At 56.8% G+C, this 25,641-nt stretch carries 24 protein-coding genes and 1 tRNA gene; 9 read left to right on the top strand and 16 right to left on the bottom strand.

The features are described 5' to 3' along the window. Positions 1–257 precede the first annotated feature (257 nt). The 7 genes from Q1L34_RS24255 to aspA all read right to left on the bottom strand — a co-directional run bounded on the left by Q1L34_RS24255 (position 258) and on the right by aspA (position 8,376). Positions 258–333 (bottom strand) — tRNA-Phe (locus Q1L34_RS24255). Positions 334–448: 115 nt separating this feature from the next. Continuing rightward, a complete protein-coding gene (locus Q1L34_RS24250; protein WP_086817413.1) occupies positions 449–2,536 on the bottom strand; it encodes a DUF1176 domain-containing protein in 2,088 nt (695 codons plus the stop codon). Positions 2,537–2,713: 177 nt separating this feature from the next. Further along, positions 2,714–3,289 carry a transcriptional regulator gene (locus Q1L34_RS24245; RefSeq protein WP_015585335.1) on the bottom strand — a complete coding sequence of 192 codons (576 nt, stop codon included), beginning with the start codon at positions 3,287–3,289 and terminating at the stop codon, positions 2,714–2,716. Between the two features lie 35 nt (positions 3,290–3,324). Next, positions 3,325–5,127, bottom strand: a complete 1,803-nt coding sequence (locus Q1L34_RS24240; protein WP_044347792.1) for a protein-disulfide reductase DsbD — start codon at positions 5,125–5,127, stop codon at positions 3,325–3,327. After that, positions 5,103–5,426 (bottom strand): divalent cation tolerance protein CutA, encoded by a 324-nt coding sequence (cutA, locus tag Q1L34_RS24235; protein ID WP_004856939.1) that lies wholly within the window; start codon positions 5,424–5,426, stop codon positions 5,103–5,105. The genes Q1L34_RS24240 and cutA overlap by 25 nt, the downstream gene beginning before the upstream one ends. Before the next feature lie 94 nt (positions 5,427–5,520). Beyond that, on the bottom strand, positions 5,521–6,822 hold the full coding sequence (locus Q1L34_RS24230) for an anaerobic C4-dicarboxylate transporter (protein ID WP_004856943.1): 1,302 nt from the start codon (positions 6,820–6,822) through the stop codon (positions 5,521–5,523). A gap of 117 nt (positions 6,823–6,939) precedes the next feature. Next, complete coding sequence (gene aspA, locus Q1L34_RS24225) at positions 6,940–8,376, bottom strand: aspartate ammonia-lyase (RefSeq protein ID WP_004856946.1); 1,437 nt, start codon at positions 8,374–8,376, stop codon at positions 6,940–6,942. A 340-nt stretch (positions 8,377–8,716) separates the two neighbouring features. Between aspA and Q1L34_RS24220 the strand changes: the two genes are divergently transcribed. Then, complete coding sequence (locus tag Q1L34_RS24220) at positions 8,717–9,187, top strand: FxsA family protein (protein ID WP_004856948.1); 471 nt, start codon at positions 8,717–8,719, stop codon at positions 9,185–9,187. A gap of 91 nt (positions 9,188–9,278) precedes the next feature. Here the strand turns inward: Q1L34_RS24220 and yjeH are convergent, their stop codons facing one another. Next, positions 9,279–10,541, bottom strand: coding sequence for an L-methionine/branched-chain amino acid transporter (gene yjeH / locus Q1L34_RS24215; RefSeq protein WP_004856950.1), 1,263 nt, complete (start codon positions 10,539–10,541; stop codon positions 9,279–9,281). A 229-nt stretch (positions 10,542–10,770) separates the two neighbouring features. Between yjeH and Q1L34_RS24210 the strand changes: the two genes are divergently transcribed. The 3 genes from Q1L34_RS24210 (at position 10,771) to Q1L34_RS24200 (ending at position 13,237) form a co-directional block, all read left to right on the top strand. Continuing rightward, positions 10,771–11,064 (top strand): co-chaperone GroES, encoded by a 294-nt coding sequence (locus Q1L34_RS24210; RefSeq protein ID WP_003855929.1) that lies wholly within the window; start codon positions 10,771–10,773, stop codon positions 11,062–11,064. 39 nt (positions 11,065–11,103) lie between these two features. Then, the gene (gene groL, locus Q1L34_RS24205) at positions 11,104–12,750 is read left to right on the top strand and encodes a chaperonin GroEL (protein WP_004856960.1); all 1,647 of its coding nucleotides are present in this window, start codon (positions 11,104–11,106) and stop codon (positions 12,748–12,750) included. 133 nt (positions 12,751–12,883) lie between these two features. Next, positions 12,884–13,237, top strand: coding sequence for a DUF4156 domain-containing protein (locus Q1L34_RS24200; protein WP_004856962.1), 354 nt, complete (start codon positions 12,884–12,886; stop codon positions 13,235–13,237). 108 nt (positions 13,238–13,345) lie between these two features. Here the strand turns inward: Q1L34_RS24200 and epmB are convergent, their stop codons facing one another. Further along, positions 13,346–14,377, bottom strand: coding sequence for an EF-P beta-lysylation protein EpmB (epmB, locus tag Q1L34_RS24195; protein ID WP_004856965.1), 1,032 nt, complete (start codon positions 14,375–14,377; stop codon positions 13,346–13,348). A 40-nt stretch (positions 14,378–14,417) separates the two neighbouring features. Here epmB and efp point away from each other — a divergent pair, with 40 nt between their 5' ends. The 4 genes from efp to sugE all read left to right on the top strand — a co-directional run bounded on the left by efp (position 14,418) and on the right by sugE (position 15,997). Further along, the gene (gene efp / locus Q1L34_RS24190) at positions 14,418–14,984 is read left to right on the top strand and encodes an elongation factor P (protein WP_004856970.1); all 567 of its coding nucleotides are present in this window, start codon (positions 14,418–14,420) and stop codon (positions 14,982–14,984) included. 103 nt (positions 14,985–15,087) lie between these two features. Next, positions 15,088–15,219: an entericidin A/B family lipoprotein gene (locus tag Q1L34_RS24185; RefSeq protein ID WP_004856972.1), complete on the top strand. Its 132-nt coding sequence runs from the start codon at positions 15,088–15,090 to the stop codon at positions 15,217–15,219. 173 nt (positions 15,220–15,392) lie between these two features. Continuing rightward, positions 15,393–15,539: a lipoprotein toxin entericidin B gene (gene ecnB, locus Q1L34_RS24180; RefSeq protein WP_004097935.1), complete on the top strand. Its 147-nt coding sequence runs from the start codon at positions 15,393–15,395 to the stop codon at positions 15,537–15,539. A 140-nt stretch (positions 15,540–15,679) separates the two neighbouring features. Beyond that, a complete protein-coding gene (gene sugE / locus Q1L34_RS24175) occupies positions 15,680–15,997 on the top strand; it encodes a quaternary ammonium compound efflux SMR transporter SugE (protein ID WP_004856976.1) in 318 nt (105 codons plus the stop codon). On the opposite strand, the gene Q1L34_RS24170 is transcribed toward sugE, so the two are convergent. The 5 genes from Q1L34_RS24170 to frdA form a co-directional block, all read right to left on the bottom strand. Next, positions 15,998–16,528 (bottom strand): lipocalin family protein, encoded by a 531-nt coding sequence (locus Q1L34_RS24170; RefSeq protein ID WP_327204310.1) that lies wholly within the window; start codon positions 16,526–16,528, stop codon positions 15,998–16,000. Between the two features lie 112 nt (positions 16,529–16,640). Beyond that, on the bottom strand, positions 16,641–17,000 hold the full coding sequence (frdD, locus tag Q1L34_RS24165; protein ID WP_004856982.1) for a fumarate reductase subunit FrdD: 360 nt from the start codon (positions 16,998–17,000) through the stop codon (positions 16,641–16,643). 10 nt (positions 17,001–17,010) lie between these two features. Then, the gene (frdC, locus tag Q1L34_RS24160; RefSeq protein WP_004856985.1) at positions 17,011–17,406 is read right to left on the bottom strand and encodes a fumarate reductase subunit FrdC; all 396 of its coding nucleotides are present in this window, start codon (positions 17,404–17,406) and stop codon (positions 17,011–17,013) included. 10 nt (positions 17,407–17,416) lie between these two features. After that, positions 17,417–18,151 carry a fumarate reductase iron-sulfur protein gene (gene frdB / locus Q1L34_RS24155; protein WP_004856988.1) on the bottom strand — a complete coding sequence of 245 codons (735 nt, stop codon included), beginning with the start codon at positions 18,149–18,151 and terminating at the stop codon, positions 17,417–17,419. After that, positions 18,144–19,934 (bottom strand): fumarate reductase (quinol) flavoprotein subunit, encoded by a 1,791-nt coding sequence (gene frdA, locus Q1L34_RS24150; RefSeq protein WP_004856991.1) that lies wholly within the window; start codon positions 19,932–19,934, stop codon positions 18,144–18,146. Before frdA ends, frdB begins: the two co-directional genes overlap by 8 nt. Before the next feature lie 276 nt (positions 19,935–20,210). Between frdA and epmA the strand changes: the two genes are divergently transcribed. Beyond that, entirely contained in the window at positions 20,211–21,188 is a 978-nt protein-coding gene (gene epmA / locus Q1L34_RS24145) for an elongation factor P--(R)-beta-lysine ligase (RefSeq protein WP_004856995.1), read from the top strand. Positions 21,189–21,275: 87 nt separating this feature from the next. On the opposite strand, the gene mscM is transcribed toward epmA, so the two are convergent. Beyond that, positions 21,276–24,602, bottom strand: a complete 3,327-nt coding sequence (gene mscM / locus Q1L34_RS24140; RefSeq protein ID WP_182952091.1) for a miniconductance mechanosensitive channel MscM — start codon at positions 24,600–24,602, stop codon at positions 21,276–21,278. Between the two features lie 24 nt (positions 24,603–24,626). Then, positions 24,627–25,553 (bottom strand): archaetidylserine decarboxylase, encoded by a 927-nt coding sequence (gene asd / locus Q1L34_RS24135; RefSeq protein WP_015585331.1) that lies wholly within the window; start codon positions 25,551–25,553, stop codon positions 24,627–24,629. Between the last annotated feature and the right edge of the window lie 88 nt (positions 25,554–25,641).

The following is a 25,641-nucleotide window of genomic DNA, read 5'->3' as shown; positions in this document are numbered from 1 at the left end:
GCGGTGTGAAGCAAATAACTTTCTGGGACTGTAACATGCTGGTTGTCGGCAATGACGAGATGGAGCAACTGCATAGGTCGTGCAAAAAATAAGTGGTGCCCGGACCCGGACTAACGCCGCAGGCGTTGAACAGCGCGCTTGTCGCGCTGGCCCCGAAGGGGTGAGCGGCGTGCCGCGAATAATCGAACGGAGTTCGATGGAGAGTCCGTATTGCAGAAAGCAAAAAACCAGCCCTTAGGCTGGTTTCTTTAAATAAGTGGTGCCCGGACTCGGAATCGAACCAAGGACACGGGGATTTTCAATCCCCTGCTCTACCGACTGAGCTATCCGGGCAACGGGGCGCATTAAACCGTAATCCATCCTGTGCGTCAACCAAATTTCTTGATTTCCCTGCTGATTGCTTAACTTTGCGGCAGTTTTGCCGCGAAAGGGGCATTTTGCTGGTTCATCACATCATCCCGTTGTCACCTTCGCGGATTTTCCAGCCGCTGACGGCAGAGATAACGCGGCGCAATCCGGATACGGAGTAACCGCCGATGAGGTCTTCGTCTTCCCGCGGCGAGCCGATCATAATTTCCGCATCGACGCCGTGGCGGTAGGCGCCATGATGGCTGATGACGGTACCAATAAAGCATTTCCCACCGAGCCAGACGGGGATATAGGCCACCGTTTCATAGACGTAGTAAGAGGCGACGCCGCTGTAGTAGTTATCCGCTTCATCTGATGATGTACCGGGCGGGATAGGGCAGATGGGCCCGTCTTCCGCGTGACCTTTTTTATCTTTCAGCAGGTTGCTTTGCATCAGTTCCAGCGATTTGAGTAAATCGTCCCGCTCCTGTGCCGTGAGCGCCGGAGTCAGCGGCCGATCTTTTTCCGGTGAACTTAGCGTCTCCAGCCTGTAGCGATAGCGAATCGTCACGGCAGGACTCCTGTCCGTCGGGCTGAAGGGGCGCAGCAGATACAGGTTGTCTTCGCCGAACTGGCCATTGTACCACAGTGCATACACCTGGCCGTTGATTCTGACCCACTGGTTCCACTGATTGGCGCCGCGGCCGTTGAGGGAAAACAGCGCCCCGGGTACGCCAGCATCGAAATCATCGTCGTCATCGGTATCGCTATGATCTACGGTATCAAACGTATTATCCCCCCGCCTCAGCACGCCGGTGTAGCTGAAGAGCCCGGTCCCGCCGATATAGCTGTCGATGATTAAATCGCGCTTACCGTCATTATCAAGATCGACCAGCGTGAAGCTGACCTTACCGTTTTCTGAGTCGGCGCTGATATCGGAGTGAAGAAAAGCCTGCCACTCATCGTCGCTGATATCGACCGCGGGTTTGTTGGTCGATACCAGAGAGTCATCCGCGTAGGTCAGCGTAAAATTCGTGACGTGCCCGGTGAGCGGGAACTGCCCGGCAACTTTTTCCAACGCCAGTTCCGGGTTGCTCTTTTGCTCTTTCAGCACCGCGTTATACAGCGCCTTGAGCGCCAGATTATCGGCATCCTTCTGCTGTTTTGGCCGCACCTGACTGACGAACGTGGGCAGCATCCAGGTGCCGCCAGGCGTGATTTCACGACACATACCGGTCGTGTATTTCAGACTCTGCACGAAGGTTCTGCCGTCCCACACCCGCTCTTCACCGTTGACGCAGTCGGCGATGCCGCGCCCTTTGGTGAAAAAGGTGATCACGCCATCGGCATAGCTGGATGCATCGGTGGTGATCGGCTGTGGTTTAGCGAGAGGGGTATTTTCCACCACCCACATTGCGTACCCGTCGTTATATGCGGCGCGCCAGCACAGGGCCTCGATGAGTGAATGGGTTTTATCGAGAGGGGTTGTGGTTATCTGCCGTTCCTGAGGCGGAATATCTTTATTTTGCCAGTCATCACAGCGGCTGTTCAGCAACGGGGTCAGTTCTGGCAGCAGCTTCTGCCGCTGTTTTGCCGTCAGCGGTTCGCTCTGGGCGTTGCGGAGCGTCGGGGCGGCGATAATTTCCGGAGCCGGAACGGCGCTGAGCGTGTTGTCATCGTCGGCATCGCCTTTTCGCACCAGCGCATCTGCGCTGCCCAGACGCTGCTGAAACTCATCAATCTTCAGAAACACCGCGCTGCTGCCCGCGCTGGAGAGCGGTTTACGCTGGCCGTTAAGGGCAATTTCGATACGATTATCATGCTCCAGCGCCTGAATCAGGGCGGCGGTTTGGCTGCTGTCGAAGCGAAAATGGCTGTCGTCTTTGGCCTCCAGCGTACCGCGATCCTGGTTGTCGATCAGCAGGTTAACCGTGGCGTCCTGGGGAATATCATGATCGGTCTGGGCGAAGGTCACCTGAGCGCTTACGCGCTGTCCGGCGCCCGCATTACGGGTCAACAGGACGCTGATTTCCCCCATGTTGACGCCATAACCTGCGGCCCGACAGGTGCCGGTATTATCGCAGGCGACTTCCCAGTCTTTATGCGCGAAAGAAAAACCCTGAACAGGCGCGGCCAGGAGCGATGCAGGGCATAGCCCCATGATGGCAGCCCATAGGAGAGGACGCATATAAATCCCTGTAGACATATCGATGTAGGGGGAATTATACCCTTCGCACTTCAAGTTGCATCTTTGTTGACAACGGGTGCGGTACCTCATGACCTGCCGTAGGTCATGAGGACACGGCTGCCCTGACGCGTCCTCTTCCGGGGAGAGATGGGCGGCTTAACGTCGGTAAAAGCGCAATCAGGTTAAGGCGCCACCCGCCCGACATTGGGCAAAGCGCAGAATATCTTCTGCCAGGCGTTGGGCGGTATCGACATCGGCCTGACTGCGTTTTATCAGCAGACGGCTCAGGCAGCCTTCAACAATCAGCTCCATCTGTTTGGCCACCATTGCCGGGTCGTCCACTTCCAGCTGGGTCAGCAGTTCGTGGGTATTGGCCAGAGAAGCCTGCTTTTGTTGCTCCGCCAGCTGATGGATAGGGTGCTGGGCATCCGGATAAAAGGTGCAGGCGGCGATAAACAGGCAGCCGGGATAGCGATGGTTGCTCACGCATTGGGTTAATGCGCCGTAGCGCGCCAGCAGCTTTTGCTCCGGCGTGAGCGTGTCGTCGAGCAGCAGCTGACGGCGCCAGGCATCAACCTGATGACTGAGGTAACGCAGCGCATCGTACAGCAGCGCTTCACGATCGGGCCAGAAACGCTTGAGGTCAGCGAGCGGGTAAGAGACGCGTTCGGCGACCATTTCCAGCGTGGTGTTGGCAATACCTTCAATTTCGAGAATTTGTATGGCTTCACCCAGGACATCTTCACGTTGCACGGTCTTCTCCTCCATTTTTCCTCCTAAAGTGTCGTTCACGGTTGCCAATCGTGCAAATGGGCGCTGAATGTCGCCGCATCCATAAACCCGGTGACGCGCTGCGCGGGCTGCTCTTCGCCCTGCCTGTTAAAGAACAGAATGGTCGGCAAGCCGAGCACCTTCAGGTGTTTCAGCAGAGCCACATCCTCGGCGCTGTTCTTCGTCACGTCTATCTGCAACAGAACGGTCTCTTTCAGGGCCTGTTGTACTTCGGTCGTGCTAAAGGTGTATTTTTCGAACTCTTTGCAGGCGACGCACCAGTCGGCGTACAGGTCGAGCATAACCGGTTTACCCTTTGCCTGCGCCAGCGCCTGGTCGAGCTCCGCGATGTTACCGATCTGCGTAAAGGACAGCGGTGACTGCTGCCGGGCTACCGGCTCGCCAAAAGCCCAGTCCTGCAGCGGACGTGCGCTGACCAGCGCCGCACCGAGCATGATGATTTGCACGAGGCGCAGCCAGGGGCGGGATGCGCCGAGCGCGGTAATAAAAGCCCAGCTAAAGAAGGCCACGCCCAGCAGCGACCACAGGCGCAGGCCCCAGGGTTCGCCGACGATACGCTCCAGCAAAAAGACCGGAAGCGCCAGGATCACAAAACCGAATGCGGTCTTCACATGGCTCATCCACGGGCCGCTCTTCGGCAACAGACGGTTGCCAAATACGGTGACCAGGATCAGCGGCAGCCCCATGCCCAGCGCATACAAATACAGCGTGCCGCCGCCGAGCCACAGGTTGCCGCTCTGGGCAATATACAGCAGGATGGCGCTCAGCGGCGCGGTGGTGCAGGGCGAACAGATCAGTCCGGCAATGGCTCCCATCGCAAAGACGCCGCCGGGTGAACCGCCCTGGCGTTTGTTGCTCATCAGCGTCAGGCGGGTTTGCAGCGATGAGGGCAGCTGCAGCGTGAACAGACCAAACATCGACAGCGCCAGCAGGATAAAGACCGCAGACAGGCCAATCAGTACGTACGGATGCTGCAACGCCGCCTGAAACTGCAAACCGGCGGCGGCGACCACCAGTCCCAGCGCGGTATAGGTGAGCGCCATCCCCTGCACGTAGATAAAGGCCAGCAGCAGCGCTCGCCCGGTAGAGAGTCGCTGTTTTCCGCCGAGGACAATACCCGAGATCAGCGGATACATCGGCAGCACGCACGGCGTGAAGGCGATACCGATACCTATCAGCAGCGCCCATAGCGCGGAGAAGGGCAGGCTGGCTGGCGCATTCTCGCCGGCGTCGCTCTTCTCCTGCCGGGCAGGCTGCTCGGGTTTGGTCGCCAGCTCAGGACGCTTTTCAACCGGCAGCGGCGGATTAAATTTGGGTTGCCCGGACGAGGGGAGCGCCGGATGGGCGGGGACCGACTCGCCGTTGGATACGGCCAGTACCGTGCGAAGCGGCACCACTTTTGTCTCCGGCGGATAGCAGAAACCCGCATCGGCGCAGCCCTGATATGTCACGGTGAGCGTCGCGCCTTGTTCCGCCTCGCTCAGCGTGACCGGGATGGTGAGCCGCTGGCGGTAAATCTCACTCTTGCCGTAAAACTCATCCTCATGCCACGTGCCGGGCGGTAGCGCCGATGCGGCGAGGGTGGCATTCGCCGGCGTCAGTTTTATCTGCTGGCGGTAGAGGTAGTAACCCTCTTTGATTTGCCAGGTCAGGTTGACGTCCCGCTGGCTCTGCTGGAAATCAAAGGCAAAAGCCTGGTCTGCGGGAACAAAGTCAGAGCGCCCGGGGGCGTCAAATAAGCCGGCGAAAGCGGATGTGCTGCAGAGCAGCAGAATCAGCGTAATGATGCGTTGAGCCATGAGAGGTAATCAGTGTCTCCGTGAGTGACGGGTAAAACCAGTAATTCGGGGGTTTGATACGGGTGATGGGACTTCAGGCAATCCAGTAACGCCTGCTGGTGAGCCCGGTCGGTTTTCAGCAGCATTTGCACTTCATACTCCTGCTCCAGCTTGCCTTCCCAGTAGTAGAGCGATGTCGCTCCAGGCAGAAGTGTGGCACAGGCGGCGAGCTTTTCGGCCAGCACTTTGGCCGCCAGATCCTGGGCGGTGGCTTCATCCGGCGCGGTACAGAGAACAACAACAGCATCAGGCGTAGTCATCGTGAACCTCGTATCAGCGAAAAGAGGCACTATAGCACGCACGATGAGGGGAATAATGAAACGGGCCAGGAAACTGGCCCGAATTTAAGCAGATTTACAGCATGATGCCGCCGATAATGAAACCCAGAATGACGCACAGGGTGATGGCAATCACCCCTGGGATCAGGAACGCATGGTTAAAGACATACTTGCCGATACGCGTTGACCCGGTGTCGTCCATTTCGACCGCCGCCAGCAGCGTAGGATAGGTTGGCAGCACGAACAGCGCGGAGACGGCAGCAAACGAGGCGATGGCGGTCAGCGGGGTGACGCCAAGCAGCAGCGCAGCCGGCATCAGCGCTTTGGTGGTTGCGGCCTGGGAGTAGAGCAGGGTCGCGGCGAAGAACAGCACTACCGCCAGCAGCCACGGATAGTTGTGCAGCAGGTCGCCGGCTACGGTCTGGATGTCGGTGATATGCGCTTTGACGAAGGTATCGCCCAGCCAGGCGACGCCCAGGACGCAGACGCAGGCGCTCATCCCGGATTTAAAGGTGCTGGCGTTGAGCACTTCGCTGGTGTCGATTTTGCAGGTGACGCTAATCAACGTGGCGATGGTCAGCATGAACACCACGATCGCTTCGTTACGCGGCAGCACCGGGTTCTGAATCAGCCCGACGGTATCGCTGATGGCGGTCGCGTAGAACATGACCGCCACGATGCCGATCAGAAACAGCAGCACCGAACGCTTTGCATGAGGTTTCAGCTCGAAAACCTGACTCCCGCGCAGCTTCACTTCACCTTTTGCCAGACGTTCCTGATAAATCGGATCGTCTTTTAGTTCGCAGCCGAGGAAGTTACAGACCACCGCGGTGATCATTACCGCAATCAGCGTCACCGGAATACAGATGGCCAGCAGCGTCAGATAGCTCACGCCCAGCGGCTCGAGGATCCCGGCAAAAAAGACCACCGCAGCGGAAATCGGCGAGGCGGTAATGGCAATCTGCGAGGCGACGACGGCGATAGAAAGCGGACGGGACGGGCGAATGCCCTGTTCTTTGGCGACCTCGGTAATGACCGGCAGGGTAGAGAACGCGGTATGACCGGTTCCCGCCAGCACGGTCATAAACCAGGTGACCAGCGGAGCAAGGAAGGTAATGTATTTCGGATGGCGTCTGAGCATACGCTCGGCAAGGCTGACCAGATAATCCATGCCTCCGGCCACCTGCATTGCGGCAATAGCGGCGATAACCGCCATGATGATTTCAATGACGTCGAAGGGAATCGCGCCAGGTTTGATTTGAAAGAGGAGCGTCAGGACGAGGACGCCCAGACCACCGGCAAAGCCGATGCCGATACCGCCGAGCCTGGCTCCCAGGTAAATCGCCAGCAGGACAATCACGAGTTCTGCACCAAACATATACGCCTTCCTTGTTTTTTAACAAGTTGATATTGAATTGTTGTGATTTAGTAAACCTAAAAATGCAAAAAAGGCATGTCATTGCTGACATGCCTCTGGGTAGTTTAACCTGAAAGCTTACTGTTCGCTTTCATCGGTATAACGCTTCGCTTTATAGGCCGGATGCATCAGGTTTTGTGGCGAGAAAATATCGTCCAGTTCCGCTTCGGTCAGTAATCCACGCTCCAGAACCACTTCCCTTACGCTCTTGCCGGTTTCGGCGCAAATCTTGCCGACAATATCGCCATTGTGGTGGCCGATAAACGGGTTGAGATAGGTGACGATACCGATGGAGTTATACACATAGCCTTCGCACACCGCTTTGTTGGCGGTAATGCCGTTAATGCATTTTTCCAGCAGGTTGTAGCAGGCGTTAGTCAGGATGTGGATAGATTCAAACATCGCCTGGCCAATAACCGGCTCCATGACGTTCAGCTGCAGCTGACCGGCTTCCGAGGCCATGGTCACCGTGGTGTCGTTGCCAATGACCTTGAAGCAGACCTGGTTGACCACTTCCGGGACGACCGGGTTAACTTTCGCCGGCATGATCGATGAACCCGCCTGCAGCTCTGGCAGGTTGATTTCGTTCAGACCCGCGCGTGGGCCGGAAGAGAGCAGGCGCAGGTCGTTACAGATTTTGGACAGTTTCACCGCCAGACGCTTCAGCGAGCTGTGTACCATCACGTAGGCGCCGCAGTCGGAGGTGGCTTCAATCAGATCTTCCGCCGGAACCACCGGCAGGCCGCTGACTTCCGCCAGTTTTTGTACCGCCAGCTGCTGGTAGCCATCCGGTGTATTCAGGCGCGTACCGATGGCGGTGGCGCCGAGGTTAACTTCGAGCAGCAGTTCTCCGGTACGCAGAATGCTTTTGATTTCTTCATTCAGCAGCACATTAAACGCGTGGAACTCCTGGCCGAGCGTCATCGGCACGGCGTCCTGCAGCTGGGTACGCCCCATTTTCAGGACATCCTGGAATTCGACGGCTTTATTCTGGAAACCGTCACCCAGCTGGTTGATGGCGTCGGTTAATTTCAGCAGGGACGCATAAACCGCGATACGGAAACCGGTCGGGTAGGCATCGTTGGTGGACTGGCATTTGTTAACGTGGTCGTTCGGGTTCAGGTACTGGTATTCACCTTTCTGATGACCCATCAGCTCAAGGCCAATGTTGGCCAGCACTTCGTTGGTGTTCATGTTGACGGAAGTGCCTGCACCGCCCTGGAACACATCAACCGGGAACTGGTCCATGCATTTACCGTTATTCAGAACTTCATCGCATGCGGCAATAATGGTGTTCGCGACGCTTTTAGGAATGGTTTGCAGTTCCTTGTTGGCCATCGCGGCGGCCTTTTTGACCATCACCATGCCGCGCACGAACTCAGGGATATCGCTGATTTTGCTATTGCTGATGTAGAAGTTTTCAATCGCTCTCAGAGTATGAACACCATAGTAGGCGTCAGCTGGAACTTCCCTGGTACCCAACAGGTCTTCTTCGATACGAATGTTGTTTAACATGTGAACCTTCTTTTTCAAGCTGCCAATGAATTCACCAAATACGCAGAATTTATGGGATTTTGCGCATTTTCTTGCCGAAGATTATTTCCTTAATCGGCCCGGTGCCCACGATCATATGCTGATGATAGCGAATGTCAGCAACCTTGATCACTTATTATGTCGAGAAGGGTATAAGAATTATTAATCTGTGAAATGAGTCACCGCTTTGCCGTTCTTGAAAAAAAAATAAGCGCTTCTGCCGATTGAAATGCGCTGTTTTAGCCCAATATTGATGTGATGCGAAAAGCACACCGATGACTGCGGGGGCCGATAGTGAACCCCGCTAATGAAGGAGACGCCAGTGCGTTGGATTCCGTTTATTGCCATTTTTTTATACGTTTACATTGAGATATCGATCTTTATCCAGGTGGCTCACGTGCTTGGCGTTCTGTTGACGCTGATTCTGGTGATCTTTAGCTCGGTGGTCGGTATGTCGCTGGTGCGCAACCAGGGCTTTAAAAACTTTATGCTGATGCAGCAGAAAATGGCGGCTGGTGAAAGCCCGGCTGCAGAAATGATTAAAAGCGTATCGCTGATTATTGCCGGTCTGCTGCTCTTGCTGCCGGGGTTCTTTACCGATTTCCTCGGCCTGCTGCTCCTGCTGCCGCCGGTGCAAAAACACCTGACCCTGAAGCTGATGCCGCACCTGCGCTTTAGCCGGATGCCCGGCGGTGGTTTTAGCGCCGGAACCGGAGGCGGTGAGACCTTTGACGGGGAGTACCAGCGCAAAGATGAAGAGCGTGACCGTCTGGATCACAAAGACGACCGCTAAGCCATCAGCCCCGGCATGGCCGGTCTGATACGGTAATAAAGATGATGAGCCGGATATGCGTTGCGCTATCCGGCTTTTTTTATGCGATGTTTCATTTCCGATGAGGGGAGGGCAGTGCTGCCGCACGGCGCTTTGGCAGCCACAGCCACAGCGCGGCCATAACCAGCAGGGCGTACAGGCTTTTCCAGCCGACCATCGCCAGTAACAACAGGCAGAGCAGGCTCCCGATGAACGCCAGAACCCGATAGCGCCCCCGCAGCAACCGGCAGCCCGCCAGCATGCACAGCAGATAAATCATAATAAAGATGCCGTTGGCATAGACGATCAGCGCATCAAGGTCGATATCCAGCCAGTAGATGCCTAGCGTGCTGATGACACAGCAGCCCAGCACCACGTTGAGTGCATTGCGTGGGATTTGCTGCGGCGAGAGGCGGGCGAGGTAGCTTTCTGGCTTGTATTGCGCCTGCGACCAGACCAGACGGGCAAAGCTCTGAATATAGATATTGAGGCTGGCGAAGCAGGCAAGATAGCCAATGACGCAGGCGATCCACAGCGCCTGCACGCCAAACAGACGCACCACGATATTGGGCAGCGATGCGGCGGCGGCCATATCGCTGCCGAAGGCGTGAAAATGCAGGACCAGTACGGTACAGGCCCAGTAAACGGAGCCCGCCAGCAGCAGACCGATCATTAGCGCACGGGGGAAATCGCGCTCCGGGCGTTTAAATTCCGATGCCAGGTGGGCGAAGGCTTCAAGGCCGACGAAACACCAGAACATCACCGACAGGGCGGCAAAAAGCCGGGAGCGATCGATATCTTCCGGCGCCGGAAAGGGAATTTGCGCCGGGCTAATCCCGCCGCGCCACCAGATAGCGGCGATCAGCGCGACGATCAGAACCGCTACCAGCGTTTGTAGATTCGCGCTGGAGCTTGCGCCCCGCGACCCGACCCACCAGACGATGGCCAGCGTACCCAGCTCCGCGAGCAGCAGCTGGCTGTCGTGCCAGCCAAACAACGCCTGACCGAAGCCGGTGGCGATATGCAGCGCCGCCGGTAGCCCAACCGGAATGACCGACAGGAACAGCCAGCCGGTGACGCGTTCCATATGGCCACCAAACGCCATATTGACGAAGTGCGCCACGCCGCCCGCGCTGGGGAAGTGGCGACCAAGAACGGCAAAGACGATAGCGATCGGGAAGACCAGCAGAATGAGCGCGGGCCACGCCCACAGGCTGTTATCTCCCGCAACCAGCGCGGCAAGAGCGGGAACGGCGAAAACGCCGGTGCCAAGTAGAGACGTAGAAAGCAGCCCCACTCCCTGAGCCAGACCTAACTCCTGTTTTAAACCACTCATGATGCCATCCTGCCGTGACAAAAGATCGATGGTATCACAATCGTTTTTGCTTATGACGGTGGCAGACCTGCATCTGTTTCTGTGCGTTAGCGCACGCGGAAAATTTTTTTTTAACTTCCCCCCTTGAAGCGCGAAAACCCACCCCCATCTCTCAGGCACTAGCCGGAAAACCGTATACGGGCCGGTGTCACCCATAACTGATAATGACTTTCTCAAAGGAGAGCTATCAATGAGTATTCGTCCGTTACATGATCGTGTGATCGTCAAACGTAAAGAAGTTGAAACCAAATCTGCAGGCGGCATCGTTCTGACCGGTTCTGCGGCAGCCAAATCAACTCGTGGCGAAATCATCGCTGTCGGTAAGGGCCGCATCCTGGAAAACGGAACTGTGCAGCCGCTGGACGTTAAAGTTGGCGACATCGTTATTTTCAACGACGGCTACGGTGTGAAATCTGAAAAAATCGACAATGAAGAAGTGCTGATCATGTCTGAAAGCGACATTCTGGCAATTGTTGAAGCGTAATTCGCGCGCGAAACTGAACGAATTTGAGGAATAGAAAAAATGGCAGCTAAAGACGTAAAATTCGGTAACGACGCTCGTGTAAAAATGCTGCGCGGCGTGAACGTACTGGCAGATGCAGTGAAAGTGACCCTGGGCCCGAAAGGCCGTAACGTGGTTCTGGATAAATCTTTCGGTGCACCGACCATCACCAAAGATGGTGTTTCCGTAGCGCGTGAAATCGAGCTGGAAGACAAGTTCGAAAACATGGGTGCGCAGATGGTGAAAGAAGTTGCCTCTAAAGCGAACGACGCTGCAGGCGACGGTACCACCACCGCAACCGTACTGGCTCAGGCTATCATCGCAGAAGGCCTGAAAGCCGTTGCTGCTGGCATGAACCCGATGGATCTGAAACGCGGTATCGACAAAGCTGTCGTGGCTGCCGTTGAAGAACTGAAAACGCTCTCCGTACCGTGCTCCGACTCTAAAGCTATTGCTCAGGTTGGTACCATCTCCGCTAACTCCGATGAAACCGTAGGTAAACTGATCGCGGAAGCGATGGACAAAGTCGGTAAAGAAGGCGTTATCACCGTTGAAGACGGTACCGGTCTGGAAGACGAACTGGACGTCGTTGAAGGTATGCAGTTCGACCGCGGCTACCTCTCCCCGTACTTCATCAACAAGCCGGAAACTGGCGCTGTTGAACTGGAAAGCCCGTTCATCCTGCTGGCTGACAAAAAAGTCTCCAACATCCGCGAAATGCTGCCGGTTCTGGAAGCCGTTGCGAAAGCAGGCAAGCCGCTGGTTATCATCGCTGAAGACGTTGAAGGCGAAGCGCTGGCAACTCTGGTGGTCAACACCATGCGCGGTATCGTGAAAGTCGCTGCTGTTAAAGCACCGGGCTTCGGCGACCGTCGTAAAGCTATGCTGCAGGACATCGCTACCCTGACTGGCGGTACCGTTATCTCTGAAGAGATCGGTATGGAGCTGGAAAAAGCGACTCTGGAAGACCTGGGTCAGGCAAAACGCGTTGTGATCAACAAAGACACCACCACCATCATCGATGGCGTGGGTGAAGAAGGCGCAATTCAGGGCCGCGTTGCTCAGATCCGTAAGCAGATCGAAGAAGCGACTTCTGACTACGACCGTGAAAAACTGCAGGAGCGCGTAGCGAAACTGGCTGGCGGCGTTGCGGTAATCAAAGTCGGTGCAGCTACCGAAGTTGAAATGAAAGAGAAAAAAGCGCGCGTTGACGATGCTCTGCACGCAACCCGTGCTGCGGTAGAAGAAGGTGTTGTTGCTGGTGGTGGTGTTGCGCTGGTTCGCGTTGCCGCTAAACTGGCTGGCCTGACCGCTCAGAACGAAGATCAGAACGTCGGTATCAAAGTTGCGCTGCGCGCGATGGAAGCTCCGCTGCGTCAGATCGTGTCCAACGCCGGCGAAGAGCCGTCTGTTGTTGCTAACAACGTGAAAGCGGGTGAAGGCAACTACGGTTATAACGCGGCAACTGAAGAATACGGCAACATGATCGACTTCGGTATCCTGGACCCGACTAAAGTGACTCGTTCTGCTCTGCAGTACGCTGCATCCGTTGCTGGTCTGATGATCACCACCGAGTGCATGGTGACCGACCTGCCGAAAAGCGACGCAGCCGATTTAGGCGCTGCTGGCGGCATGGGTGGCATGGGCGGTATGGGCGGCATGATGTAATCGTGCGCTATACCCCTTAGAAACAAAGAAACCCCCGGGCAGAAATGCTCGGGGGTTTTTCTTTTTCTCATCTTTTTAGTATAAGGTGTACATCCGGGCCAGCGCGTCCAGCTCATTGATCATGGGGAATAACATGCAGGTAAGATATTTAGCAGGGATTGTCGGCGCAGCATTATTGTTAGCGGGTTGCAGTTCCAGCAACGAACTGAGCTCAGGCGGACAGAGCGTACGCTTTGTTGAAGATAAGCCGGGTGCGGATTGCCAGCTGTTGGGGACCGCGACGGGCAAGCAGAGCAACTGGCTGTCCGGGCAGAACGGTGATGAAGGCGGCTCCATGCGTGGTGCAGCTAACGCGCTGCGCAACCAGGCCGCGGCGATGGGCGGCAACGTGATTTATGGCGTGAGCAGCCCGACGCAGAACCTGCTGTCGAGCTTTGTGCCAACCGATAGCGAAATGAACGGCCAGGTCTATAAGTGCCCGAACTGATGTGATTCCGGGCCTCCTCCGACGAGGGTAAGAGAGGCTCGGGCGATCTCCGCGCGTTCAGTCAGGCTGTGAATCGGAGGTCTGCCAGCTTTTCCCCGGCAGACCTTTTCACGAATGTTGTTTTAAGCCCAAATCCAGCGGCGTCTTACTTGGCTCACCGCCGATTTCCCGTGCCAGTCTTGGTACCATATAACCTGAAACCAACGTCAGCAGTTCGCGCATAATGGCCCGGGCCTCTTCATCTTCGACCATAAAATGGGCCGCGCCCTGGACTTTATCCAGCACGTGCAGGTAATAAGGCATGACGCCAGCATCGAACAGGGCATTGCTCAGAGCGGCCAGCGTGTGTGCATTGTCGTTGACGCCGCGCAGCAGAACGCTTTGATTCAACAGCGTGACACCGGCTTGACGCAAGCGCGCCATCGCAGCGCGGAAATCTGCATCAATTTCATTGGCGTGGTTAATATGATTGACCAGCAGCACCTGCAGCGATGAGCTGGCAAAGCGTGCGGCCAGCGCATCGGTAATCCGCGCCGGGATGACGACAGGCAGGCGGCTGTGAATGCGCAGACGCTTAATATGCGGGATAGCTTCCAGCTGGGTGAGCAGCCAGTCCAGCTCATGGTCTTTCGCCATCAGCGGGTCGCCGCCGGAAAAAATAATTTCATCGAGCTGCGGATGCGCGGCAATGTACTCCAGCGCCGCCTGCCAGTTACGCTTATTGCCTTGATTTTCGGCATAAGGGAAGTGTCTGCGGAAGCAATAGCGGCAATTTACCGCGCAGCCGCCCTTGACCAGCAGCAGCGCCCGGTTGCGGTATTTATGCAGCAGACCGGGTACCACGCTGTGCTGTTCTTCCAGCGGATCGGTGGAAAAACCCGGTGCTGAAATAAACTCATCTTGCGAGGTAAGTACCTGACGAAGCAGGGGATCGTTGGGATTTCCCGGCTCCATACGGGCGATAAATGCCCGCGGCACGCGCAGGGCGAAGAGGCGTTTTGCCTCGCGTCCCGCCAGCAGGTTCGCGTCAGCGTCTACATTTAAAAGATGCAGCAGTTCATCGGGACTGGTCACAACATCTGCAAGTTGCGTTAACCAATCTTCTCTGGATGGGGTATTTAGGGTTACAATATGCGCCATTTTGTGGCTTAGCTACCAATTAACAAATTTAGAGGGCCTTATGGCGACTTACTATAGCAACGATTTTCGTGCCGGTCTTAAAATCATGATGGACGGCGAACCTTATGCCGTTGAAGCCAGTGAATTCGTAAAACCAGGCAAAGGCCAGGCTTTTGCCCGCGTTAAGCTGCGCCGTCTGCTGACCGGGACTCGCGTAGAGAAAACCTTCAAATCTACCGATTCCGCCGAAGGCGCAGACGTTGTTGATATGAACCTGACCTACCTGTACAACGACGGTGAGTTCTATCACTTCATGAACAACTCCACTTTCGAGCAGCTGGCTGCCGATGCGAAAGCCGTAGGCGATAACGCAAAATGGCTGCTGGATCAGGCTGAGTGCATCGTGACCCTGTGGAACGGCCAGCCTATCTCCGTCACCCCGCCGAACTTCGTTGAGCTGGAAATCGTGGAAACCGATCCAGGCCTGAAAGGCGATACCGCAGGTACCGGCGGTAAACCGGCGACGCTGTCTACTGGCGCAGTGGTTAAAGTTCCGCTGTTCGTTCAGATTGGCGAAGTCATCAAAGTGGATACCCGCTCTGGCGAATACGTATCCCGCGTGAAGTAATTCATGCCATAGAGGGTTGGCGCAGCAGCGTGCTGCGCCTGCTATAGCCGTTAAGGAAATAGCCGTTAGGGAAACCGCAGGTCATTAACCGCAGGCAGGGAAGATGAACAACGCGATAAAACTTCTGCTGGTGCTCTCTCTGAGCGCAACGTTGCTTACCGGATGCAATACCGCCCGCGGCGTTGGCGAAGACATCCAGGGGCTGGGGCATGCGATTTCGCGTGCGGTCAGCTAAGCGCCTTTTTGGCCGATCTTTTGCTTTGATCACCGCTTCGCTGTACCGTTTCGCTTACACCTTCCGCTAATTCTCTCCTTTTCTCTTAAAAAACGCTGAGATTCCGCCATCCTGGGTCAGGTTGTCTATGCTTATAGGGCACGATAACTAAAACTGGTAATAAGGATGACATTATGGTGAAAAAAGCAATTGCAGCGTTCTTTACGGTTTTGGCCCTCTCTTCTGTGCTGACCGCATGTAATACAACACGTGGTGTGGGTCAGGATATTTCAGAAGGCGGCAGTGCCATTTCTGGGGCTGCGACAAAAGCTCAGCAATAGACCCTGACGGTACGGTGACTGGCCGTACCGTTCTTTCCATCGTCCCTGCTGCTGGTTATAATCTCCGTGCTTTCATCCACACCTTACGGGACGACCTGTAAGCGTATCGCATTCGGGGACGGCCCCATCAAGGGGGTTTTGTGTCCTGGTTTATCTTGTTTATCGCCGGTCTGCTGGAAGTGGTCTGGGCGGTTGGTCTGAAATACACCCACGGTTTTAGTCGCCTGGTGCCAAGCGTGATCACGATTGTGGCTATGGTACTTAGCATGGCGCTGCTGTCATGGGCGATGAAAACGCTGCCTGTCGGCACCGCCTATGCGGTGTGGACGGGAATTGGCGCAGTAGGCGCGGCGATCACCGGGATCGTCCTGCTGGGCGAGTCCGCCAGCGCCATGCGTATTGCCAGCCTGGCGTGTATCGTTGTCGGTATTATCGGGCTGAAAATCAGCGCGCACTGACTAATAGCGCTGGTTAACCCAGATAAGTTTGCTGACGTCGAAGCCCTGTCGGGTGGCGATGTCCAGCATCTGCTGTTTCACTTCCGGTGAGACTTTCGGCGAGCGGGCCAGTAGCCAGAGATAATCGCGGTCTGGCCCACAGACCAGCGCGTAGCGATAATCTTTATCCAGGGCGATCACGTTGTAGCCGCCGTAGAAAGGGCCGAAAAAGGAGACTTTCAGCGCTGCTCGGGTCGGCTGGCCGGTGAAGTAGGCCACGCCATCGGTTTTCTGCCACATGCCCCGGTCGGGGTTGTAGCCTTTGTTTACCACATCTAGTCCGCCATCATCGCGCAGGCTGTAGGTGGCGGTCACTTTTTCAAGACCACTTTCAAACTGATGGTCGAAGCGGGCTATTTCATACCAGGTGCCGAGATAGCGCTGGGTATCAAATGGACTGACCACCGTTACGCCTGGTGGCGGCGTTGGCGTGCTACAGGCAACAAGCAGAAACGAGGCGGCAACAACCGCAATAACAGGCAGCACATGCATAGCATTTTCCTTGCTGGCTTTTTAGCTAAGTGTAGATTCTGTCTGGAGAAAAGTGGGGATATTTTCTGCAAAAGAGAGCCCGATAACAGAATGCTACCGGGCTTCAGGGAGGTTAAATGAATAACACGCCAATCAGCGTCACAACGGTCAGGATCGCGGCCAGGCCGTAGAAGACCCACTTACCATTCGGAACGTGAATTTTCAGATCGTGCATGGCGTGATGGATGCGGTGTAGCCCGCACCACAGCGGCAGGACGATCATCAGGAAGATAAAGGCGCGGCCCACAAAGCTCTGGGCAAAGCCCAGCACGCGTTCGTAGCTGAATGCATCGCCTGGCGCCAGGCCTAGCGGCAGCAGAATACCGACCAGTAGCACCATGACCGGAGCGACAATCGCGCCCCACATGCCACCTGCGCCAAACAGCCCCCAGAATACCGGTTCATCGGAACGTTTCGGGTTGGGATTGATCATTTCAGCCTCCTTACCAGAACAGGGCAACAAACAGGATCACCACGGTCACCAGCGCGGTCACCACCCAAAGCCCTTTAATCACCGGCTCTGGCCCCATTTTTTCACCCTTAATAATGATATTGGCGGCTTTCGGCGCCAGCTCAAACCAGGTTTTTGTGTGCAGCAGGGCGGCACACAGGGTGATAAGGTTCAGGACCACCACCACCGGGTTTTGCAGGAAGCCCACATAGCCAGCCCAGCTTTCTGCGCCATGCTTCAGGGCAAACAGACCGTAAATCAGCACGATACTGAACCATACCGTTGGCACTGCGGTTCCTTCACGCACCATATAGAAGCGATAAAACGGCAGTTTTTTCCACCAGGTGGACGTCATCGGCCGCACGTAGGGTTTGCGTTTAGTCGTCATCATGCACTCCTTAGCGTGGTTTCAGGGTCGCGATAAGAAAGTCTTTCGAGCTTTCTACCTTGCCCTGCTGAATGGCGGCTGCCGGATCGACATGCTTCGGACAGACTTCCGAGCAATAGCCCACGAAGGTACAGGTCCAGACGCCGTTCTGACCGTTAAGCTGCGCCATGCGCTCCTTCTTGCCGTGGTCGCGACTGTCTTCGTTGTAGCGATGGGCGAGGGTGATGGCCGCCGGGCCGATAAACTCCGGATTAAGACCAAACTGCGGGCAGGCGGCGTAGCACAGGCCGCAGTTGATACAGCCGGAGAACTGATGGTATTTGGCCATTTGCGCCGGAGTTTGCTTGTTTGGCCCCTGATCCGGTGTGCGCGGGTTGCCAATAATATAGGGCTTAATGGCCTCCAGGCTCTCGATAAAGTGGGTCATATCGACCACCAGATCGCGCTCAATCGGGAAGTTGGCCAGCGCCTCAACCTTAATGCCCTTGGTGTATTCGCGCAGGAAAGTTTTACAGGCCAGTTTCGGCACTTTATTGACCATCATCCCACAGGAACCGCAGATCGCCATGCGGCAGGACCAGCGATAGCTGAGGTCCGGCGCAAGGTTATCTTTGATGTAACCCAGCGCGTCGAGCAGCGAGGTTTGCTCATCATAAGGCACTTCATAGAACGCGCTGTGCGGTGCGGCGTCCACTTCCGGGTTGTAGCGCACCACTTCAATTTTGAGGTTCTTCATCTCAGCCATTTGCCGTCTCCTTCTTCTCGGCTGCTTCCGCTTCTGCGCCATATACGCGTTTCGCCGGCGGCAGAGTGGTGATTTTCACCTCGCCGTACTCCAGGCGTGTGGTGCCATCTGCATCGCGGAAAGCCAGCGTATGTTTGAGGAAATTGACATCATCACGTTCGGTGCAGCCTTCATCCAGGCGCTGGTGCGCGCCGCGTGACTCTTTACGTGCAATAGCGGAGTGCGCCATACATTCGGCAACGTTCAGGCCATGGCCCAGTTCGATGGTGTAGAGCAGGTCGGTGTTGAAGACGCTGGAGTTGTCGGTAATGCGCACGCGCTTAAAGCGCTCCTGCAACTCCGCCAGCTTATCGATGGTTTTCTGCATCAGTTCCGGCGTGCGATAGATACCGCAGCCTTCTTCCATCGACAGCCCCATTTCATCGCGAATTTTCGCCCAGTTCTCGTTACCTTCCTGATTAACGAGATCTTTCAGCCGTTTTTCTACATCGGCGGCCTGCGCGTCCAGCGCCGCAACGTTCATTTCACCGGCTTGTGCGGCGCGCTTCATCGCTTGTTCACCGGCGAGGCGGCCAAATACCACCAGCTCTGCCAGCGAGTTGGAGCCGAGGCGGTTGGCGCCATGCAGACCGACGGAAGAACATTCGCCAACCGCAAACAGGCCTTTAATCCGCGTTTCACACTGCTGGTCGGTTTCAATGCCGCCCATCGTGTAGTGGGCGGTCGGACGGACCGGAATCGGCTCTTTCACCGGGTCAACGCCGACATAGGCTTTGGCCAGCTCGCAGATAAACGGCAGGCGTTCAAGCAGCTTTTTCTCACCGAGATGCCGCAGGTCGAGATAGACCACGTCGCCGCGCGGTGTCGGGATGGTGTTACCTTTACGCCATTCGTGCCAGAAGGCCTGGGAGACTTTGTCGCGCGGACCGAGCTCCATATATTTGTTTTTAGGCTCACCCAGCGGCGTTTCCGGACCCATGCCGTAATCCTGCAGATAGCGGTAGCCATTTTTGTTAACCAGAATACCGCCTTCACCGCGACAGCCTTCCGTCATCAGAATGCCGGAGCCGGGCAGGCCGGTTGGGTGATACTGAACAAACTCCATATCGCGCAGCGGTACGCCGTGGCTCAGCGCCATGCCCATCCCGTCGCCGGTAACGATGCCGCCGTTGGTGTTGTAGCGATAAACACGTCCCGCGCCGCCGGTCGCCATAACCACCGCATTTGCGCGGATTTGGACCAGCGAACCTTCCATCATATTCATCGCCACCAGGCCACGGGCCTGACCATCGTCGACCAGAATGTCGAGGACGAAGTGTTCATCGAAGCGTTGGATTTGGGGGAACTGGAGGGAGGTCTGGAACAGGGTATGCAGCATATGGAAGCCGGTCTTATCGGCGGCAAACCACGTACGTTCGATTTTCATCCCCCCGAAGCGGCGCACGTTGACGCTACCGTCCGGACGGCGGCTCCACGGACATCCCCACTGCTCAAGCTGGGTCATTTCCGTGGGGCAGTGGTGGACAAAGTAATCGACGACATCCTGCTCGCAGAGCCAGTCGCCACCGGCGACGGTGTCGTGAAAATGGTACTCAAAGCTGTCATGATCCTGTGCAACGGCAGCAGAACCTCCCTCGGCCGCAACGGTATGGCTGCGCATGGGATAGACTTTTGAAATCAGTGCGATTTTGGCATGTGGATTTGCCTGCGCCGCGGCAATAGCGGCGCGAAGACCAGCTCCGCCAGCGCCAATAACAGCAAGATCGGCTTGAAAAGTTTGCACGACATTCCTCCAGTTTTTGTATATTTCGCCGCCGGACTGGCGAAAAAGTATCACTGCTCCTTTATAGGTAAAGGAGTATAGCCGTAGGGTTGATGGGGAAAATTGATGTGTTCGATTTTTTTGTCAATATGTGCGCCGGTTTATCAGTTCTGGTGATGAATTCTCTTCGGCAACACCTTTCCCGTCGGTCACAGGGGGGCCGGTTCGCACAAAATTTGTTTCACCCGACGGTTACGAGTAGACTTCGTGCCCTTGTATGAAATCGGAGAAAGTAACATGAGCGAGACGGCAACCTGGCAGCCGAGCGCGTCCATTCCAAACCTGTTGAAACGCGCGGCGATAATGGCGGAAATTCGCCGTTTCTTTAGCGATCGCGGCGTGCTGGAGGTGGAGACGCCTTGCATGAGTCAGGCAACCGTGACGGATATTCACATGTTTCCGTTCCAGACCCGTTTCGTCGGCCCTGGCTATTCGCAGGGGATGGATCTCTATCTGATGACCAGCCCGGAATACCATATGAAGCGCCTGCTGGCCGCGGGCTGTGGCCCTGTGTTCCAGCTGTGTCGTAGCTTCCGCAATGAAGAGATGGGGCGTCACCACAATCCGGAATTCACGATGCTGGAGTGGTATCGTCCGTGCTATGACATGTATCGGCTGATTAACGAAGTCGATGACTTGCTTCAGCAGGTGCTGGAGTGCCAGCCGGCGGAAAGCCTCTCGTATCAGCAGGCGTTCCTGCGTCATCTTGAGCTTGATCCGCTGTCGGCCGATAAGACGCAGCTGCGTGAAGCGGCGGCGAAGCTCGATCTGAGCAACATTGCCGATACGGAAGAAGACCGGGATACCTTGCTGCAGCTGCTGTTTACCATGGGCGTCGAGCCGCATATTGGTAAAGATCGCCCGACCTTTGTCTATCACTTCCCGGCCAGTCAGGCGTCTCTGGCGCAAATCAGCACTGAAGATCATCGCGTGGCGGAGCGCTTTGAGGTCTATTACAAGGGTATTGAGCTGGCGAATGGTTTCCACGAGCTGACCGACGCGCGTGAACAGCAGCAGCGTTTCGAGCAGGATAACCGCAAACGAGCGGCTCGCGGCCTGCCGCAGCAGCCTATCGATCGGAATCTGCTTGATGCGCTGGCCGCCGGACTGCCGGACTGTTCCGGCGTGGCGCTGGGGGTCGATCGCGTGGTGATGCTGGCGCTGGGCGCCGAAAGCATCGGCGAAGTGATTGCCTTTACCGTCGATCGCGCCTGATTTGCCCGGCCGCTTCCCTTACCGAACGGGCTAAGGGAAGCGTGGTGATGGGGGAACGGATATCGCGCCGTACCGGCGCGATGGGTCTTACAGACTCCCCGCCGTGCGGCTGGATTTCCCGGCCGACGTCAGCGCCCGACTGCTTTTTCTGCCATCAATGCTTTCCAGACGCATCTGGAACGGCGGGAACGGCATATCGATACCGTGTTCGCGGTAGCCGGCCAGAATCAGCTGGTGGAGTTCGTGACGCAGCGGCATGCGATGCCCCATTTCGGCGGCGTAGATACGCAGCTCGAAAATCTGAATCCCCTGCTGCAGGTCGACGAGGAACGCTTCCGGTGCCGGCGTATCGATTACCAGCGAACAGCGGTGGGCGGCGGCGATCAGGATCTGCGTGACCTCTTCGGTGTTGGCATCCGCCGGTGCCGGGATGGTTAACACCACGCGGGTGACCGAGTCAGAGAGCGACCAGTTGATAAACTGCTCGGTGATGAAGGCCTTGTTAGGCACGATAATCTCTTTACGGTCCCAGTCGCTGATGGTGGTTGCGCGGGTATTGATGCGGGTGACGCTGCCGGTCAGATCGCGGATCGTGACCGTATCGCCAATACGTATCGGCTTTTCAAACAGGATGATCAGGCCGGAGATAAAGTTGGCGAAGATCTCCTGGAGACCAAAGCCCAGCCCCACGCCGAGGGCGGCGACCAGCCACTGCAGCTTGGCCCATTCAATCCCAATCATCGAGAAGCCCATCAGGCCGCCAATCAGCATCAGCAGATATTTGGTGATGGTGGTGATGGCATACCCGGTCCCCGGGGTGAGATCGAGGTGCTGCAGAATCGCCAGCTCCAGCAGCGCCGGTAAGTTTCGCACCAGCTGGGTGGTGATAATCAGCACCAGAATGGCAATCAGCACGGCGCCGAGGGTAATCGGCTCCAGACTTTCAACGCCCTGCACCGTCGAGGTGACATCCCACAACGAGATATTTTCGAGGAAGCCGAAGGCGGAGTGAATTTCTGACCACAGGACGATGACCGAGACCAGCGCGATCAGCATCAGCAGCGAACGGACCAGGCGCAGGGACTGCGTACTGATCGCATCGAGATCGATTTCACTCACTTCGTTCTCTGCGGAACCCTCAGGACTGCTGGAGTGGGCGACGTCATCTTCCCCGCGAGCACGCTGAGCGAGAATTTCCGCCCGTCGATGTTTCGCGCGGTCGAAGGCCAGCCGGCGGCGCTGGATCAGCATCCAGCGGCGAATGATGTGGTAGACCACCAGCAGCAGGAACCAGATAGCAACGGAGGTTTCCAGCCTTGCCAGCAGCGCCTGGGCGGTGGCCAGATAGCCGATCGCCGCCGCCAGCATGGCGATTAACGGCGCGCCGAGCAGCAGGTTCCACAGCATGCGGTTAACCATATTATCGCCGTTCCCGGCTTTATCGAGATAAAGCGGGATCCCGGCGTGCTTCAGGCTCAGGGTGACCAGCGCCAGCGCCCCGCAAATCAGCAGGAAGCAGAGGCGGCCGAGCGAAGCGGAAAACTCCCGGTCATTAAGATTATCAAACATGATCAGCGCGATAATCAGCGGCACGATCAGGCCGATGCTCATCAGGTAGTAGCGCATGGCTTTGCTGACGCGACTGCGCGGCCAGCCGAAATGCGCGATAAACAGGCCGTTCGGACGTGCAAAGGTGGCGCAAACCATCACCACCCACAGCAGCGGTACCGTGGCAGTGACGCTTTCGCCGATCGCCACCGCCAGCGGGAAGGGCCAAGCCGATTGCAGACCGTAGCCCAGCGTCATCCACAGTACGGGGAGGGGAGAGGCCACCAGAATCGACCAGAACACCGTGCGCAGCGTGAGCCAGAAATGATCCTGCGTGACTTTGCCGACGCGGGCGCTGGAGCGTTCGAGGAAACGGGTAAAGTGACGGCGCGAGCTGATGCTGAAGCCCACCAGGATCAGCGCGCCAAACAGCGGCAGCAGCGTCTCCTTGCTGGTTAACATCATGGCGCTGGCTTTGCCAAGCTGGCTGACGGTATCGAGAGAGACCAGGCGGCGCAGGTCGTGGACGATTTCCAGCGGCCACGAAAAACCGATCGGGCTGACGTCTGACGTCCAGAACAGATAGCGGTGCGTTGCTTCATTGATCTCTTTCAGCGCATCTTCCAGCTGACCGTTGGAGACTTTCAGCTTGGTTAGCTCCAGAATCAGCGTATCGCCGCCCTGGAGCAGCGAATTAAGCAACTCAGTTTGCGTGCGCAGCTGCGCTTCCAGAATGCGGCTTTGTTCGCTGGTGAGCGGCTCGCCGTCCGCCTGGCGAATCAGACGCAGCTGCGGCTGGCTGCTGAGCAGATCCTCATAATGCAGACGCTGCACCCGTAGCTGCGCCATCTCGGTATCCAGCTGCTGCGGCTTCGGCGTTTCCGGCAGACGGGCTACCTGGGCACGCAGGGCTTCGCCCAGCAGGTTGGAGGATCCCAGCCATTGCGACTGTTCGCGCAGGGTATTCAGCGCCTGGCGCACCTGCAGCGTCTGGTTGGCCGCCTGACGCTGCTGCGAGGCCACCAGATCCATACGCTGGGCCTGCTGGTTCAGCGCCTGTGACAGCTCACGGTTGACTTTAAACTGGGCCACGAGCTCCGGCGGCAGGTTTTCACTGTTCTCTGCCAGCAGCTCGGTGCTTTCCAGCGCTTTCTCCGCTTCACGTTGACGCTGGCTGTTGAGCTGATTACGCAGCGCCTGCAGATAGCCGTCGAGCAGCTTGCCCTGTTTCTGCGCCAGATCGCCGCGCATCCGCGACAGCTCCTGACGATTGTTCGCCGAGAGCTGGGCCAGATCCAGTTCGTTCACCAGCGCTTTCAGGCGCGCAGATTCCGCCTGCAGACCAAGATTCTGTGCCTGCGCCAGCGGCGTATTGCTGGTTTGCGTGCCGACGCGGCGCTCAACTTCATTGAGCTGGCGACGCGCGTCGCTCTGCTGCTGCGGAAGCTGGTTAAGCGAGTCGGCGATATCGCGGGCGCGTTCCTGCTCCTGCTGGGCCTGGCGACTGGCTTCGAGCAGCTGACTGCTGACCTGCAGGATTTCCTGGTTCAGCGCATCCGTGGAGAGGTTGGTTGCGGCCTGGCGCGGCTCATCGGGCAGATTGCCGATCTGCGAACGCAGCGTCTGGAAAAGTTTGGGGAAATTATCGATAACCTGCTGGTACTGGCGCGCGCGCTCAAGGGAGGCGCTGCGTTCCTCGAGCGCGTTCAGTGCAGATTGTAAGGCTTCAACGGTACCAGGCTGAGCGGGTTTTGCCGCCTTCGCCTGTTCCAGTTCCTGAGCGATCTGTTTCGCATCGGGGGCTGTCGCTGCGTACGCCCCCAGACTGAGGCTCCAGGCCAGCAGGAAAATATATATCAGGCGCACGGCATAACCCTTTTTTGTCAGGAATTAACCTTCGTCTTGCGTCGCGTCGCTCAGTGGGCTGACGCCATCTGCGGTCGCGGACATCGTCTCTACGGCAGTCGCCAGCGGCTGGCCGAGTCGGGTGGCGGAGAGGCTTTGCAGCTGTTCAACCAGCTTTACTTTACCCGGAGCAAACAGGTTGATTACCGTAGAACCGAGCTTAAAGCGGCCCATCTCCTGGCCCTTCAGCAGCGCGACGGAACCTTCGCTGTCGCCCGCCGGCCAGGTCCAGCGTTTGATAACGCCTTCCCGGGGCGGGGTCACCGTACCGGACCAGACGGTTTCAATGCTGCCAACAATCGTGGCCCCCACCAGAATTTGCACCATCGGGCCAAATTCAGTATCAAACAGGCAGATAACGCGCTCGTTACGGGCAAACAGATTCGGAACGTTCTGTGCGGTCAGGTGGTTAACGGAGAACAGATCCCCCGGGACGTAGATCATTTCACGCAGGATACCGTTGCACGGCATGTGTACACGGTGATAGTCACGCGGCGACAGGTAGGTGGTGGCGAAGGTGCCGTTGCGGAACAGATCGGCCATCTGATAGTTCCCTGCCAGCAGCGCTTCCAGCGTGTAGTTGTGGCCTTTGGCCTGCAAAATTTTGTCGTCTTCGATGGCGCCCAGCTGGCTGATTACGCCATCGGCAGGCATGACCAGCACGTTAGGGTCGGTATTCAGCGGACGGGCGTCTTCGCGCAGCGGGCGCACGAAGAAATCGTTAAAGGTGCGGTAGCTGGCGGTATCAGGCTTTTGCGCCTCTTTCATATCGACCTTGTAGCATTTCACGAACAGATCGATGACCAGCTTTGTCAGCCAACCCGCTCGTTTGCTCGCACCCCAGCCTGCGAGGCGGGTGAGCCACAGTTTAGGCAGAATGTATTGCAGTGAAAGTTTAAGATCGTTTAACAAGGTAGCCTCCAGGCCATGATTTGTCGTTCCTGACCCCGTCAACGTGCGGGGTCCTGAAAAAAGGGGACGATTCTAACGATGCTCAGCT

Source organism: Klebsiella ornithinolytica, from assembly GCF_030505655.1.
GTDB classification, from domain to species: domain Bacteria; phylum Pseudomonadota; class Gammaproteobacteria; order Enterobacterales; family Enterobacteriaceae; genus Klebsiella; species Klebsiella ornithinolytica.
The sequence above is the reverse complement of the archived record's forward strand: the minus strand, read 5'-3'. Positions and strand labels throughout refer to the sequence as shown.

Bases quoted from the DNA above. Each gene is read 5' to 3' on its own strand.
- epmB (WP_004856965.1), bottom strand. From the start codon at position 14,377: ATGGCGCATATTGTAACCCTAAATACCCCATCCAGAGAAGATTGGTTA.
- efp (WP_004856970.1), top strand. From the start codon at position 14,418: ATGGCGACTTACTATAGCAACGATTTTCGTGCCGGTCTTAAAATCATG.
- Q1L34_RS24250 (WP_086817413.1), bottom strand. From the start codon at position 2,536: ATGCGTCCTCTCCTATGGGCTGCCATCATGGGGCTATGCCCTGCATCG.
- ecnB (WP_004097935.1), top strand. From the start codon at position 15,393: ATGGTGAAAAAAGCAATTGCAGCGTTCTTTACGGTTTTGGCCCTCTCT.
- aspA (WP_004856946.1), bottom strand. From the start codon at position 8,376: ATGTTAAACAACATTCGTATCGAAGAAGACCTGTTGGGTACCAGGGAA.
- Q1L34_RS24240 (WP_044347792.1), bottom strand. From the start codon at position 5,127: ATGGCTCAACGCATCATTACGCTGATTCTGCTGCTCTGCAGCACATCC.
- epmA (WP_004856995.1), top strand. From the start codon at position 20,211: ATGAGCGAGACGGCAACCTGGCAGCCGAGCGCGTCCATTCCAAACCTG.
- cutA (WP_004856939.1), bottom strand. From the start codon at position 5,426: ATGACTACGCCTGATGCTGTTGTTGTTCTCTGTACCGCGCCGGATGAA.
- yjeH (WP_004856950.1), bottom strand. From the start codon at position 10,541: ATGAGTGGTTTAAAACAGGAGTTAGGTCTGGCTCAGGGAGTGGGGCTG.
- Q1L34_RS24170 (WP_327204310.1), bottom strand. From the start codon at position 16,528: ATGCATGTGCTGCCTGTTATTGCGGTTGTTGCCGCCTCGTTTCTGCTT.
- groL (WP_004856960.1), top strand. From the start codon at position 11,104: ATGGCAGCTAAAGACGTAAAATTCGGTAACGACGCTCGTGTAAAAATG.
- Q1L34_RS24200 (WP_004856962.1), top strand. From the start codon at position 12,884: ATGCAGGTAAGATATTTAGCAGGGATTGTCGGCGCAGCATTATTGTTA.
- frdB (WP_004856988.1), bottom strand. From the start codon at position 18,151: ATGGCTGAGATGAAGAACCTCAAAATTGAAGTGGTGCGCTACAACCCG.
- frdD (WP_004856982.1), bottom strand. From the start codon at position 17,000: ATGATCAATCCCAACCCGAAACGTTCCGATGAACCGGTATTCTGGGGG.
- frdC (WP_004856985.1), bottom strand. From the start codon at position 17,406: ATGACGACTAAACGCAAACCCTACGTGCGGCCGATGACGTCCACCTGG.
- Q1L34_RS24185 (WP_004856972.1), top strand. From the start codon at position 15,088: ATGAACAACGCGATAAAACTTCTGCTGGTGCTCTCTCTGAGCGCAACG.
- Q1L34_RS24210 (WP_003855929.1), top strand. From the start codon at position 10,771: ATGAGTATTCGTCCGTTACATGATCGTGTGATCGTCAAACGTAAAGAA.
- Q1L34_RS24230 (WP_004856943.1), bottom strand. From the start codon at position 6,822: ATGTTTGGTGCAGAACTCGTGATTGTCCTGCTGGCGATTTACCTGGGA.